General features: G+C 31.4%; 16 protein-coding genes. 10 read left to right on the top strand and 6 right to left on the bottom strand.

What is annotated here, in order from left to right; genetic code table 11:
* Nucleotides 1-19: 19 nt before the first annotated feature.
* Genes SIB75_RS06450 through SIB75_RS06440 form a run of 3 tightly spaced genes read right to left on the bottom strand, consistent with a single transcriptional unit; the run spans nucleotide 20 to nucleotide 1,340 of the window.
* A complete protein-coding gene (locus tag SIB75_RS06450) occupies nucleotides 20-466 on the bottom strand; it encodes a LexA family protein (protein WP_413682490.1) in 447 nt (148 codons plus the stop codon).
* A 60-nt stretch (nucleotides 467-526) separates the two neighbouring features.
* Nucleotides 527-964: a 23S rRNA (pseudouridine(1915)-N(3))-methyltransferase RlmH gene (locus tag SIB75_RS06445; protein WP_413682489.1), complete on the bottom strand. Its 438-nt coding sequence runs from the start codon at nucleotides 962-964 to the stop codon at nucleotides 527-529.
* A 10-nt stretch (nucleotides 965-974) separates the two neighbouring features.
* Complete coding sequence (locus SIB75_RS06440; protein WP_413682488.1) at nucleotides 975-1,340, bottom strand: hypothetical protein; 366 nt, start codon at nucleotides 1,338-1,340, stop codon at nucleotides 975-977.
* Between the two features lie 122 nt (nucleotides 1,341-1,462).
* Between SIB75_RS06440 and rsmA the strand changes: the two genes are divergently transcribed.
* The 6 genes from rsmA to secF all read left to right on the top strand — a co-directional run bounded on the left by rsmA (nucleotide 1,463) and on the right by secF (nucleotide 7,272).
* Entirely contained in the window at nucleotides 1,463-2,320 is an 858-nt protein-coding gene (gene rsmA / locus SIB75_RS06435) for a 16S rRNA (adenine(1518)-N(6)/adenine(1519)-N(6))-dimethyltransferase RsmA (RefSeq protein ID WP_413684811.1), read from the top strand.
* Complete coding sequence (gene ispE / locus SIB75_RS06430; protein ID WP_413682487.1) at nucleotides 2,298-3,257, top strand: 4-(cytidine 5'-diphospho)-2-C-methyl-D-erythritol kinase; 960 nt, start codon at nucleotides 2,298-2,300, stop codon at nucleotides 3,255-3,257. Before rsmA ends, ispE begins: the two co-directional genes overlap by 23 nt.
* Complete coding sequence (locus SIB75_RS06425) at nucleotides 3,244-3,606, top strand: DUF3082 domain-containing protein (RefSeq protein WP_413682486.1); 363 nt, start codon at nucleotides 3,244-3,246, stop codon at nucleotides 3,604-3,606. Before ispE ends, SIB75_RS06425 begins: the two co-directional genes overlap by 14 nt.
* A gap of 244 nt (nucleotides 3,607-3,850) precedes the next feature.
* The gene (locus SIB75_RS06420) at nucleotides 3,851-4,789 is read left to right on the top strand and encodes a pyruvate dehydrogenase complex E1 component subunit beta (protein WP_413684810.1); all 939 of its coding nucleotides are present in this window, start codon (nucleotides 3,851-3,853) and stop codon (nucleotides 4,787-4,789) included.
* A 2-nt stretch (nucleotides 4,790-4,791) separates the two neighbouring features.
* Nucleotides 4,792-6,282: a protein translocase subunit SecD gene (secD, locus tag SIB75_RS06415; RefSeq protein ID WP_413682485.1), complete on the top strand. Its 1,491-nt coding sequence runs from the start codon at nucleotides 4,792-4,794 to the stop codon at nucleotides 6,280-6,282.
* Nucleotides 6,283-6,306: 24 nt separating this feature from the next.
* A complete protein-coding gene (gene secF / locus SIB75_RS06410) occupies nucleotides 6,307-7,272 on the top strand; it encodes a protein translocase subunit SecF (RefSeq protein WP_413682484.1) in 966 nt (321 codons plus the stop codon).
* Nucleotides 7,273-7,558: 286 nt separating this feature from the next.
* On the opposite strand, the gene SIB75_RS06405 is transcribed toward secF, so the two are convergent.
* The gene (locus SIB75_RS06405; protein WP_413682483.1) at nucleotides 7,559-7,756 is read right to left on the bottom strand and encodes a hypothetical protein; all 198 of its coding nucleotides are present in this window, start codon (nucleotides 7,754-7,756) and stop codon (nucleotides 7,559-7,561) included.
* Nucleotides 7,757-7,906: 150 nt separating this feature from the next.
* On the opposite strand from SIB75_RS06405, the gene SIB75_RS06400 reads away from it, so the two are divergent.
* Both SIB75_RS06400 and SIB75_RS06395 read left to right on the top strand, forming a co-directional pair.
* Entirely contained in the window at nucleotides 7,907-9,556 is a 1,650-nt protein-coding gene (locus SIB75_RS06400; protein ID WP_413682482.1) for an ArnT family glycosyltransferase, read from the top strand.
* A gap of 32 nt (nucleotides 9,557-9,588) precedes the next feature.
* Complete coding sequence (locus tag SIB75_RS06395; protein WP_413682481.1) at nucleotides 9,589-9,744, top strand: hypothetical protein; 156 nt, start codon at nucleotides 9,589-9,591, stop codon at nucleotides 9,742-9,744.
* On the opposite strand, the gene SIB75_RS06390 is transcribed toward SIB75_RS06395, so the two are convergent.
* Nucleotides 9,741-10,088, bottom strand: a complete 348-nt coding sequence (locus SIB75_RS06390; protein ID WP_413682480.1) for a hypothetical protein — start codon at nucleotides 10,086-10,088, stop codon at nucleotides 9,741-9,743. The genes SIB75_RS06395 and SIB75_RS06390 overlap by 4 nt on opposite strands.
* 222 nt (nucleotides 10,089-10,310) lie before the next feature.
* Between SIB75_RS06390 and SIB75_RS06385 the strand changes: the two genes are divergently transcribed.
* A complete protein-coding gene (locus tag SIB75_RS06385) occupies nucleotides 10,311-10,580 on the top strand; it encodes a hypothetical protein (protein WP_413682479.1) in 270 nt (89 codons plus the stop codon).
* Nucleotides 10,581-10,933: 353 nt separating this feature from the next.
* Here the strand turns inward: SIB75_RS06385 and SIB75_RS06380 are convergent, their stop codons facing one another.
* Complete coding sequence (locus SIB75_RS06380; protein WP_413682478.1) at nucleotides 10,934-11,353, bottom strand: DUF2103 domain-containing protein; 420 nt, start codon at nucleotides 11,351-11,353, stop codon at nucleotides 10,934-10,936.
* On the opposite strand from SIB75_RS06380, the gene petN reads away from it, so the two are divergent.
* Complete coding sequence (gene petN / locus SIB75_RS06375) at nucleotides 11,343-11,444, top strand: cytochrome b6-f complex subunit PetN (protein WP_071841048.1); 102 nt, start codon at nucleotides 11,343-11,345, stop codon at nucleotides 11,442-11,444. The two genes, SIB75_RS06380 and petN, sit on opposite strands and share 11 nt — an antisense overlap.
* The last annotated feature ends 120 nt before the right edge of the window (nucleotides 11,445-11,564 follow it).

Raw genomic sequence — 11,564 nt, 5'->3', positions numbered from 1 at the left:
AGTATTACTTTGGACATAATTAGACGTTTTGTTTTTGTAGTTCATGTATCGAATAAATCGCGACTCCCCATATTTGTATATCTATATATTCATATAAGTTTATTGCTGGATAATTTTCTTTATCTGCTTTTAGATAATAATTATCTTGCTTTTTTATAAGTCTTTTTAAAGTGAATTCTCCATCCAGAAGAGCAACTACAATATTTCCAGGATTTGGATTTATACTGCGATCTATTATTAATAAATCATTATTGTAAATTCCTGCGTTATTCATTGAATTACCGCTTACACGTAGAAAGAACGTACTTATTGGATTTTTGATTAAGTATTTATTTAGATCGATACCGAGGTCTATGTAGTCTTCGGCAGGAGAAGGAAAACCTGCAGAAATAGTTTCTTTTACTAATGGAATTAATCGTGTCGATAAGTTTTCCTTTGAGGAAGAGTAAGAGCTATTTGAATTCATAGGCCAGACTAATGGTATCTACTATAGTACAAATGAACTATTATTACATCCGGTCCTCCTCTATTCCTTGTGGTAAGGACCTCCTTGGGTAATGGTTTTTGAGCGGTAAAGTTGTTCTATTAGTAAAAGACGAGCTATTTCATGAGGAACAGTAAAAGATGAAAGACTTAATTGCCAAGAGGCGGAATGATTTAGGGAAGCAGGAAGACCCGATGCACCTCCGATAACAAAAGTAATATTTTGGTTGTGAGAGGTTAGAAGTTTTGTTGCTAGTTGTTTCGATGTGAAAGATTGACCATTTTCATTAAGAGTTACGAGTGTTTCATTCTTGCTGATGATCTCTTTGATTGTATGTTCTTCTTTTATTTGTGTGCTGTCTTTTATTTCTATCACTTCTAAACCAGGTAATCTTTTTAAATACATTTCTATGCCTTCTTGAATCCATCTTTTTTTTATTTTTCCTATGGCAATGATTTTATAGTGTGAAATATTAAGCATAAAAATATTTCTAATCGATATCAGCTTCGAGTAGAAATTGTTGAAATTGTGTATATAGGTTTTGGGCATCTTCAACCGAAAGATCCTTAGAATTTTCATTAATCTGTGGATCTGAATTGGAAGAAATTTTTACATTATTTGATTCTAAGTTTTTTAATCTTTCTAGTAAATGAGGAGGAACATTTCCATCTGGACTTATTTCCATTAACTCTCGAAAAAGTTTTTCAGGGTTGGTTTCAGTTTCTACAGGATGTAATTTTTGATTTTTTTCTTCTTTTTGATTTTTTAATTCATTTGATTGAGGTTTTGATAACTCTTTGGGGAGTTTTCGTCCTAGCTCTTTTAGGCGTTCAAGGCTATGGCTATCAAAAGTCATTTAAAAAAATATTGATTGAAGATCTTCTTGATAGTATATTTTAAATAATTTATTTTTATTTGAGTGAAATATGTAATCGTTTCTAATGTGGTTTTGAGATTTAGCGTTTGGATGATAAGACTTTGAGTAGTTTTAGGCATATTCCTAGAAAACGCTTTGGACAACATTGGTTGAAAGATCAGGGTGTATTAAATCAAATAATTAAGGCTGCCGAATTGAATCCTGATGATTGCGTCTTAGAGGTTGGTCCAGGTAAAGGTGCTTTAACTGAAAAATTAATTGAATCCCAAGCAAGATTCATTCAAGCAATTGAGTTAGATAGAGATTTACTCGTTGGTTTGAAAAAACGTTTTAGTCATCAAAGTAAATTTAGTTTGAGAGAGGGAGATGTTCTCTCTGCTCCACTGGAGGCTGAGAATGGACTAATTATTAATAAAGTTGTCGCTAATATTCCATACAACATCACAGGTCCACTATTAAAAAGATTGATTGGCGAATTAAGAAAAGCACCTGAAAATAGTTTTGAAACTTTAGTTTTACTTATGCAGAAAGAAGTAGCACAAAGACTTGTGGCCCTCCCCGGAACTAGTAGTTTTAGTGCCTTAAGTGTACGGATTCAGCTCTTAGCAAAATGTCAGGACGTATGTGATGTGCCCTCTAAATGTTTTCAACCGGCACCCAAGGTGGATTCCAAAGTAGTCATGATTAAGCCCTTCGTTTCAACTGAGCCGGATTTTTATGAGATAGGGAATTTATTAGAGAAACTTTTGAAGCATGCTTTTGCTGGTAGAAGAAAGAAATTACGAAACACGATTGGAAGTTTTGTTACTTCCAACGATCAGATAAAGGAATTTTTCGACTACAGAGGTATTAGTCTTGATCAAAGACCACAGGAAATTTCACCTTCCAATTGGTTTGCCTTGGCAAAAGCTTTAAAAGAAACTTGTGTTATTGAAAATGGTCCCCTCCAAAGCAAATGATGAATTTCTTATTGCAGAAGCACATGCAAAAATTAATCTACATTTAGAGGTATTAGGTATTAGGACCGATGGCTTTCATGAATTAGCAATGGTCATGCAAAGTATTAATTTAAGTGATCAATTGAAGATGATAAATAGTTCTGATCATAATATTACTCTTAAATCTAATAATAACGAGATTAGTAATGGTGAGGACAATTTAATAATAAAAGCCGCAAAATTGTTGAGAAATAAAGTACGAAATAATGAATTAGGTGTGGATATTGTACTTGAAAAAAATATTCCTATTGGTGCAGGATTAGCAGGCGGATCTACAGATGCAGCTGCAACATTGGTTGGATTAAATAAACTCTGGAAATTAAATCTTACGACTGAGGACTTAGAGGACTTATCAAAAGAAATAGGCTCAGATATCCCATTTTGCATATCAGGAGGTAGGCAGATATGTTTTGGCAGAGGTGAAATTTTAGAAAAATTAAAATATGATCGGTTTGATTTGGGTCTTATTTTGGTTAAAGACCCTTCAATTCAAGTTTCTACACCAGTTGCATATAAATCATATAAAGAGAACTATGGTGATAGCTATCTTGTAGATGGTAGGGATTTTGAAATCAAGAGAAACATCATCAGATCTAATGACTGGTCTGATCATTCGCTTTTAGATAATCGACAAGAAATACAAAATGATTTACAAAAAATCGTTCGTCCTATGACACCAGAAGTTGAAAAGTCGTTAAATATATTGTCTCGTTTACCACATTCTCGCCTCGTTTCGATGAGTGGTTCTGGTCCAAGTTGTTTTGCTTTGTTTGAAAATTATAACCAAGCAAATAAAGTACTAAAAGAACATGTTAATGAATTTGAAAGAGCTGGTCTATCAGCTTGGGCATGCTCAATGAAGTCCCATGGAGTTCAATTAAGAAATGAATTCACCTAGTAATGGGTTTAAAAATGAATCTGATGAATCAGTTGATTCATCAGCAAGTCCCATAGTTAACGCTAGTTCTGAACCAAAGAAAGGCCCCTTAAGCTTTCTCTCAGGTTCTATTACCAGTTTATCTTTTAGTTTGTTATGCCTTTTTATTAGTAAAAAAATAGTTTTATATTTTTCTATTCATACTCCGAATTATTCTTCACCAATAGCCCAGAGTATTGCTTCGGGTTTTAAAACACTAATTATTGGAATTAGTTTTCTTGCAACTTTTACGTTTGGGTTTATTGGACTTGGTTTGTTTTTAGTATTTATTCGAAGTTTAATTGAAGGCAACCATGACAAAACTGACTAGCATTCACTAATAAATTGTCATATTTAGATCTTTCTATGACTCTTCATGATTTAGGACTTCTCGTTTTATTACTCTCTCCTGGAATGTTGCTTTCCATATTGCTGTTATCGACTTTTGCAGCAGGTGGGTAATTAGGCACTGTTTGAGATAGTTTGGAATAACAAACCGGTAATCCGGACGATCTGTTAATTCTGTGAAAGGGACTCTTTTATTTAATGCTCTTCGTGAAGCAATTGATGAAGAAATGGATAGAGATCCTTTGGTCTGCGTAATGGGTGAGGACGTTGGACAATATGGCGGCTCTTATAAAGTTACAAAAGATTTATATGAAAAATATGGAGAGTTCAGAGTCTTAGATACACCAATTGCTGAAAATAGTTTTACTGGTATGGCTGTTGGTGCTGCCATGACAGGTTTAAGACCAATTGTGGAAGGGATGAATATGGGGTTTTTGTTACTTGCGTTTAATCAAATATCCAACAATATGGGAATGCTTAGATACACGAGCGGTGGAAATTTTACGATTCCAACAGTTGTTAGAGGACCTGGTGGCGTTGGAAGGCAATTAGGCGCTGAACACAGTCAAAGACTTGAAGCTTATTTTCATGCAGTTCCTGGTATAAAAATTGTGGCTTGTAGTACTCCCACGAATGCTAAAGGTCTAATGAAAGCTGCTATTAGAGAAAATAATCCTGTTCTTTTCTTTGAACATGTTCTTCTATATAACCTCACTGAAGAGCTGCCTCAGGGTGATTATGTCTGCGCCTTAGATCAAGCCGATCTTGTAAAGCAGGGAAGTGACATTACGATTTTGACTTATTCGAGAATGCGTCACCACTGTTTGAAAGCAGTTGAGCTTCTTGAAGGGAAAGGAATTGATGTTGAATTGATTGATTTAATTAGTCTTAAGCCTTTTGATATGGAAACTATATCTAAATCTATAAGAAAAACTCATAGAGTAATTATTGTTGAAGAATGTATGAAAACAGGTGGTATTGCGGCTGAGTTAATGTCTTTGATTACTGAGAGTTGCTTTGATGATTTAGATTCTCCTCCTGTTCGTTTAAGCAGTCAGGATATTCCGACTCCTTACAATGGAAACTTAGAAAACTTAACTATTATTCAACCTCATCAGATAGTAGATGCTGCTGAAAAAATTATTAATGTTGGTGGAGTAGATTAATAATGGGTAGAAAGAACTATTGGTTTCTTGTAGTCATCATTTTTGCAGTATTAAGTATTTTTATATGCACCAATATACCTTTCCAATTAGGATTGGATCTACGTGGAGGTAGTCAACTAACTCTAGAGGTTCAGCCTACCCAGGAAATTAAAAAAATCACCCCCAATGAAATAGAAGGAGTTAAAGCTGTTCTTGATAAGAGGGTAAACGGATTAGGAGTTTCAGATTCACAACTTCAGACTGTAGGAACAAATCAATTGTTATTAGAACTTCCAGGGGAGCAAGATCCCTCTGGTGCAGCTAAAGTATTAGGGGAAACTGCTCTATTAGAATTCAGAATTCAAAAAAGTGGTACTGCGGCGCAATTAAAAGATTTACAAACTCAACGAAATAGTGTTGAATCTATTATTAAATTATTAGAAGAGAAAATTAATTCAGCTCAATTAATAAAGGAGATCAATATTAATAATAAAATTAATCAATTATTCGAAAAATATAATATTCAATCCGACCAGATATTAGATGTCGATCAATTTAATCTTCTAAGGAATAAAATAAGTACTGACATTGCAGGTCTGTTTGAACCGACATCATTAACTGGACAATATTTGACAAATGCAGGCAGACGACAAGATCAAAATACTAATAATTGGGAAGTTACTTTAAGCTTCAATAATGAGGGAGGTGAATTATTTGCAGACCTCACAAAATCCATCGCTGGCACCCCTCGATTGCTTGGAATCGTTATTGATGGTATTTCATATAGCGAAGCAAGTGTTGGAAAGCAATTTGAAACTGCTGGTATTACTGGTGGTGCTGCGACAATTAGCGGTAATTTTACTGCTGACGATGCTAGAAATTTAGAAGTTCAATTAAGGGGAGGAGCCTTGCCTCTACCTATTGAAATTATTCAGATAAGAACTATAGGACCTTCTCTAGGGAACGAAAATATTCGTCTCAGTCTTTTTGCTGCTCTCACAGGCTTGTTTTTTGTAGGTATTTTTATGATCTTTATCTATAAACTAGCTGGATTTGTTGCCGTTCTGGCATTGTCTTTTTACTCGCTTTTCACCCTCTCTATTTATGCACTACTACCAGTGACTCTTACTCTTCCAGGTATCGCTGGGTTTATCTTAAGCATAGGAATGGCTGTTGACGCTAATGTTCTTATTTTTGAAAGATTAAAGGAAGAATTACGCAATGGAAATACTTTGATTCGTTCAATAGATGCAAGTTTTAAGAACGCTTTTTCATCAATAATTGATGGTCATTTAACTACTTTAATAAGCTGTATTACGTTATTTTATTTGGGCACTGGATTTGTAAAAGGTTTTGCCGCTACCTTGGGTATTGGTGTTGTGTTGAGCTTGTTTACGGCCTTAACATGTACAAAAGCAATATTGAAGTTCCTAATGAGTTATCAAGGTCTTAGAAAAATTTCTTATTTTATTAACCCTAATCAGATTTCATCACCATCTATCAACGTTCAATAACAATCAATTCTAATCAATTTAATTATGAAAACTAATTTTAATGTTCAACTCTATAAAAATAGAAAAAATGTTTGGCTTGTTTCATTCTCTTTATGTTTAATATCAATAATTGGGATGCTAATCTGCCTTAAAAGTACTTCTATTAAGGCCCCTTTAAATCTTGGTTTAGATTATACCGGAGGAACTCAAATAACTTTAGAGAGGAGTTGTATTGATGAATGTATTACCTTAAATACAAGTGACATTTCTAATAATATAATTGCTTTAAAAAACCAAGATAAAAATTTTAGTTCAAATACATCTCCTAATTTAACTAGATCACAAATACAATTACTTGATAATTCACAATTAATATCTATCAGGCTTCCATTCTTATCTGCAGATCAATCTGAGTCTGTAGTGACTGAGGTTAATAAATCTTTTGGCCCATTTAACAATGAAAATACTTCAGTTGAAATTATTGGCCCAAGTCTTGGGAAGCAACTACTTAAAAGTAGTTTAATTTCTCTTCTCTTTGCTTTTCTTGGAATAGCTGTGTATATCAATTTTAGATATGATCAAAGATACTCATTCTTAGCTTTATTTGCTCTGTTGCATGACATACTTATTGTTTGTGGTGCATTTGCATGGTTAGGGTACTTTTTTAATGTAGAGGTTGATTCCTTATTTGCTGTTTCTCTTTTGACAATTGCAGGTTACTCAGTAAATAATACTGTTGTAGTTTTTGATAGGATTAGAGAAAAAAGTTTAATAGAGAATCAATTAAGTTTTAAATATCAGATTGATAAAGCTGTTAGCGCAACTTTAACAAGAACCCTATATACAAGTCTTACCACACTGCTCCCATTAATATGTATATTGATTTGGGGTGGCTCAACACTATATTGGTTTGCATTTGCTTTGGTAATCGGAGTTATCACTGGTTCTTGGTCGAGTATCGCTTTAGCACCTTCATTGTTATCAATAACAAGCAACAAAGAGTTTGATTGATTAAACATGAGCTTTATTTCTATTGTTAGATTATTTAGTTATATTAAATATAATTGGCTTCAAATTCTTCTAATTATTCTTTCAATTTATGATTTAAGAATTGATCTTAGAATTCTAATAGATTTTTTTACTTTCTCTACTCTCTTTTACACTATTTCTGACCACCCTTTGGCGATTACAATATTAATTACTATCCCTTCTCTTTTTAATTCAAAAAAAGGATTGAAGAGTAATAGATGATTTTATGTTTTAGATAACTAGTTATAGAAGCATATGAGTTATTCGCTTATTTTTTCGATTTCTTAGTTGACTTTGGTTCAATTACTACTAATAGCTCCTCCATTTGAGTCATTAATTTCTTGACTTCTATTGGCTCTGGGAGTGCTAGCTCTTCTGTTACGCCTAGATGCATTTTTCTTAGCTCAGCTCGTAAAATCTTTAGAGAGGCTTTTACTTCTTCCTTCTTTTCCTTAGCGGTTGCCATCTTTTATTTAGTCTTAAAATATCTATTATTATACATGAAGTTATTAATTCACACTCTCTTAGATTCCCAAATCAAATTAATAAGGATATAATTTGCTTTAAAGTATTGTTCATGAAAATTGAACTTATTAATTACTAATCATATTCCGCTATGCCAATTCTTCCATCTAAGATTATTAGCTATATGAAGATTAAAGTAGGAGTTATAAACTTTTTCTCAAAGAATAAAAGGATTATTTTACCTTTACTTGTTGCTCTTTTTTATATATTATTTTACTTTCTTGTTGATTTTTCTACTCAAAGTCTTGTAGCTCACGATGAGGGACTATACGCAAGAAGAGCAAGACTGATTGAGTACTCTGATAATTGGTTTTCTCCCCCATTTCCCTCTCCTCACCATAAGACATTGGGAAGTTATTGGTTTATAGCATTAGCAATAAGGTTATTCGGAAATAGTGAATTAGCTTTAAGGCTTCCAAGTATTATTGCTTCTTTCTTTTGCTTGATTACCTCTTACTTAATTGCGTTAAAAATAACAAATAAAAAGTCTGCATTGATTGCTGTGTTTTCACTTTCATCAATGCCATTATGGATTCAATATTCAAGATATGCTAGTCCAGATATTTTATTTGTATTGTCTATCCTTTTAGTGATTTTATTTTTTCTTAAATCTCTAGATTCACAGCAATTCTACAGACAGTATTTTTATATATTAGTTTCTGGTTTTTTTATTGCTACCTCTTTTTTTATAAGGAGTTATATGGCTTTCGTTCCTCTTATAGGACTCTTCCCTTTTATTTTTTATAATTTAAATAAAAAAAGATATATTTTTAAAATACTCTTTTTTATAGGAATATTTATTGGCTCTATACCTACTTTAATTAACCTTTATTTTTCATATGAAAAGTTTGGTATTATTGGAATTACAACCCTTTTTGATTTTGCAAGGAAACAGGCAATAGGAGATTTTGGTTTTAACAATTTAATACTTATACCACTTAATTTTTTGTATTTAACTTTTCCTATTGGAATATTATTTCTGATTCTTTTTACTTTTACCAAACCAAAGAATAATATCAGCTATCCATTATTAATTTACTACTACCCTCTTATATCTTTATTAATTCTATTATGTATGTCGACTTCATACCCACATTATTTTCTTTTCCTTTTACCTTCTTTATCTTTTTTATTTAGTGTCATTTTATCATCTAATTCTTCAAGATTTGTTATTTCTAGAATTACTATCAAGTATTTATTATTGATATTGATTACATTAATATCATCTGTATTAATTTTCTTTGTTATTAATTACAATAATTTTATACTGGAGAATTCTCATGGAAATACTTTTTTAGTATATATTATCTCTTCACTTCTTCTTATTTCTTACATTACATCAATTAGATTTATTTTTGATATAAGATTTCTTAAATTTGATTTATTAAATTTCTTTTATAATATAGTTGCACCTCAATATATATCTCTCTCTCTACTATTTAACTTTGGTGTTCTAGGAAATCCAAACTCTAATATAAAACTATTTTTAAGGGATGAAGTAGTATCTTCCATTATAAGCTCAAATACTATTTATTTATTTTCAGTTGACAGTAAAATTCAAACACTATTGTCATATTACTTACCTTCCTCTCAAGTTGTTCGAAAAGCTGTGGATCTTAAAAACTATAAATATTTAATCACTTCAGATATCAATAGTCTAAATACCTTAAAGATAAAATCATTATTCAAATCTATTAAAAAATCTGACAATCAGTTCTTATTGGTGAATATAACTAAATAATATTTATATGTAGTTTTTTACTAATTAGAAAAATGAATAAAATATTAAAAAATGCTTACAAAACTTTTTGGGTTCCAGTAATGGGAAGATTTATTTCGGGATTAATACCTTTGCTTGAAGGAAAGGCTCCAGAGAAAAATCCAACTTATGATATTGACGGTGTAAGAAAGAAAAAGATTGATAACTAATTATTTGGTAGAGCCCCTCCATGACAGTAACCAACTGCGATTGAATTAAAATCAATTTGATTTTGACCTTTATTTGCATTACTTGACTTTAGATATTTAGTAGTTTTATCTATGCAGGAAGCACTTGATGATGTATATCTAACTATTGGATATATGTACAAAACTCCCGAAATTATTAAGGCACAATAAGCTATATATTTTTTATTTGCATCAATAAAAGACAATGCCTCTTTTCTTTTTTTGAGATACTTAGATAGCCATCTATCAGGTAATCCGATTTGAACAAACAACAGCTCAACCCACCATGGAAGTTTTGATTGATTTTTATCTGAATTACTTTTCATGGTGATAGTTAGATTAGTTAGCCCTTTAATAAGAATGTTTTGGGCTCTTATCACATATATATTATACCAATAAAATATATCTCATTTTTATCAAAATGGAATACTCTTCAATGTCTTTTATGAGTATTTACTCTTATTCTTCTTGTTTTTACATTCCATGACTCCTCTTATTGATTTTTCTAATAAAAATAGTGTATTATTTTTTTATGATGAAATGTATTCATGGCAAAAAGAAGACGTAAACTTAGTCCTGAATTAGAGAAAAACATTTCATTGGCCAAGAAGCAAATTGAATTAATTACTGCCATAATTCATGATATTGATGAAGACGATATTCAAGAAGAATATAAATCAGCATTTTTACCGGTTATGAGTGCATATATGTCTCTAGATCAAATGTATAAGGATGTAGGTTATAATGAAGATACTTCTAGTCTTCATAATCTTTATTTGACTAATTTAGATAAATTTAAGAACGAATATGAGCTATAGATGTAAAAGCTTTTTTAGTCTTTTTGTCTATAAAAATTATATTAATTACATTTAATAATACTATGTTAATCTTTTTCTCATTTGTTATTTCATATTTAAGTTACTCTTAACATCGGATTTTGTTTATATTTACTAATATAAATTGTTTTTACTTTATATAAATCTGATTTTTTTATTAATTAATAGGGGATCCCTTTATTTAAACAATTAGATTAAAAAAAAATTTTTTGCTATGGCTGATAACCTATGTGACATTGATTCAGCGATGAATATGATCAAAGAAGAAATAATAAAAGAACTTTCGGAATGTGTATCTAAGCAAAAGGCCCCCCCTTACTTTAGTCAAGCTTCCTCTAAGAACCTTTCTTTTTCCGAAAAGACTTTGGACTAGTAGCTTCTATTATTTCTTTAATTTCATTCTCATCTATGGAAGTAACTAGAAATACCTCTTGTACTAGTTTACCCTTCCTGGCTAGTAATTTATAACCTTCATTAGTTTTAACCGTTATTTTTAGAACAAGCTTCTCGCCTCTACCATTTGTTTTTGAGAGTGGTCCAGGTGTAACTGTCTTGATCTCATTTCTTGATGCCATCTTTTTCAACCATTTGATTAAGCCTTCTATATGCGTGCTGTGGTTTTGAACAAGTCGTCCCATGGTTTTAAGAGATTTTGTGTCTGTTTTTTTAATAGCTTTAATTTCTCTAGAATTAGACCATTCAAATCTATTTAATAAGTTATAATCTAAGAAAATTATTAAAGTAATGATTTTCACTTTAGGTTGGGCTTCCTTAGCTGCTATTTTTACTTTTTCTATAGCGATGGTAGTTTGGGGTAGAAATGGTGATGGTTCTATTGATATCTAGTGATACTGATGCCTATAGACTTTAATCTCTATAGTTTTCTATCTTTTTTTTCTATCGTACTCCTGTCATTTATTACCATTTGTGTGGTTTACATTAGTTATATTGATTGGAAGGATAAGA

This window comes from Prochlorococcus sp. MIT 1011, assembly GCF_047305235.1.
In the GTDB taxonomy this organism is placed as follows: domain Bacteria; phylum Cyanobacteriota; class Cyanobacteriia; order PCC-6307; family Cyanobiaceae; genus Prochlorococcus_B.
The sequence above is the reverse complement of the archived record's forward strand: the minus strand, read 5'-3'. Positions and strand labels throughout refer to the sequence as shown.

What these genes read in the sequence shown, in the direction of transcription:
- SIB75_RS06450 (WP_413682490.1), bottom strand. Translation starts at nt 466, where the DNA reads ATGAATTCAAATAGCTCTTACTCTTCCTCAAAGGAAAACTTATCGACA.
- SIB75_RS06445 (WP_413682489.1), bottom strand. Translation starts at nt 964, where the DNA reads ATGCTTAATATTTCACACTATAAAATCATTGCCATAGGAAAAATAAAA.
- SIB75_RS06440 (WP_413682488.1), bottom strand. Translation starts at nt 1,340, where the DNA reads ATGACTTTTGATAGCCATAGCCTTGAACGCCTAAAAGAGCTAGGACGA.
- ispE (WP_413682487.1), top strand. Translation starts at nt 2,298, where the DNA reads ATGGTCCCCTCCAAAGCAAATGATGAATTTCTTATTGCAGAAGCACAT.
- SIB75_RS06425 (WP_413682486.1), top strand. Translation starts at nt 3,244, where the DNA reads ATGAATTCACCTAGTAATGGGTTTAAAAATGAATCTGATGAATCAGTT.
- SIB75_RS06420 (WP_413684810.1), top strand. Translation starts at nt 3,851, where the DNA reads ATGGATAGAGATCCTTTGGTCTGCGTAATGGGTGAGGACGTTGGACAA.
- secD (WP_413682485.1), top strand. Translation starts at nt 4,792, where the DNA reads ATGGGTAGAAAGAACTATTGGTTTCTTGTAGTCATCATTTTTGCAGTA.
- secF (WP_413682484.1), top strand. Translation starts at nt 6,307, where the DNA reads ATGAAAACTAATTTTAATGTTCAACTCTATAAAAATAGAAAAAATGTT.
- SIB75_RS06405 (WP_413682483.1), bottom strand. Translation starts at nt 7,756, where the DNA reads ATGGCAACCGCTAAGGAAAAGAAGGAAGAAGTAAAAGCCTCTCTAAAG.
- SIB75_RS06400 (WP_413682482.1), top strand. Translation starts at nt 7,907, where the DNA reads ATGCCAATTCTTCCATCTAAGATTATTAGCTATATGAAGATTAAAGTA.
- SIB75_RS06395 (WP_413682481.1), top strand. Translation starts at nt 9,589, where the DNA reads ATGAATAAAATATTAAAAAATGCTTACAAAACTTTTTGGGTTCCAGTA.
- SIB75_RS06390 (WP_413682480.1), bottom strand. Translation starts at nt 10,088, where the DNA reads ATGAAAAGTAATTCAGATAAAAATCAATCAAAACTTCCATGGTGGGTT.
- SIB75_RS06385 (WP_413682479.1), top strand. Translation starts at nt 10,311, where the DNA reads ATGGCAAAAAGAAGACGTAAACTTAGTCCTGAATTAGAGAAAAACATT.
- petN (WP_071841048.1), top strand. Translation starts at nt 11,343, where the DNA reads ATGATTTTCACTTTAGGTTGGGCTTCCTTAGCTGCTATTTTTACTTTT.